Genomic DNA, 641 nt, shown 5'->3' with positions numbered 1-641 from the left:
AAGAAGGAAAAGAAACAAGAAAACAAATGCAAAAATTTGCTAAAAATTTTAAAGATTATAGAGATAATATGCGTTGTTTTTTATTGGCACTAAATGATGATAAAAAAGAAGTGGAAGAATTATTTAACATAGGACGTGAAGACGGAATAATATATGAAAATTTTAACTCGGTTCATTTTGGTTTTAAACCACATCATTACAAGCCTTGTATAGCAAGGATTTATAAAATGGGAATTTTATTACTTAGCACCAATACTATCATAGATACAAGTTCTCTCATAAACAAAGATACTTTTTATACTTGTGATGATAATATGATACTTGATATTTTTTCTATCAAAGGTTTAGCAAAGTTTAGATTTTATAATAAATTGCTTCCACAAGGATATGAAGAAACTCTTACAAAAGTTTCTCAGGCATTACAAGAATTAAGCTCAGAGAGTCGCTATACTCAAGTATGTGTTTCTGAAGATGAGGGATTTATATGTACAAATGCGGAGTGTGAATATGATTTAGATGAAATGCAAACCAGAGTCATTCAGCCACTTGATAAATTTATTCAGAATATAGATTTAAGGAAGCTAAATGCCAATTAAGACAACAAATTTAAGCTATGAGGGGTTTAAAACCTACAAATAAAA

At 28.5% G+C, this 641-nt stretch carries 1 protein-coding gene; it reads left to right on the top strand.

What is annotated here, in order from left to right; genetic code table 11:
• A partial coding sequence (locus tag CQA75_RS08945; RefSeq protein ID WP_137624606.1) for a hypothetical protein occupies nt 1-596 on the top strand: 596 nt, incomplete at its 5' end.
• Nucleotides 597-641 lie beyond the last annotated feature (45 nt).

The organism is Campylobacter taeniopygiae, from assembly GCF_005406225.1.
Taxonomy (GTDB): Bacteria; Campylobacterota; Campylobacteria; order Campylobacterales; family Campylobacteraceae; genus Campylobacter_D; species Campylobacter_D taeniopygiae.
The sequence above is the reverse complement of the archived record's forward strand: the minus strand, read 5'-3'. Positions and strand labels throughout refer to the sequence as shown.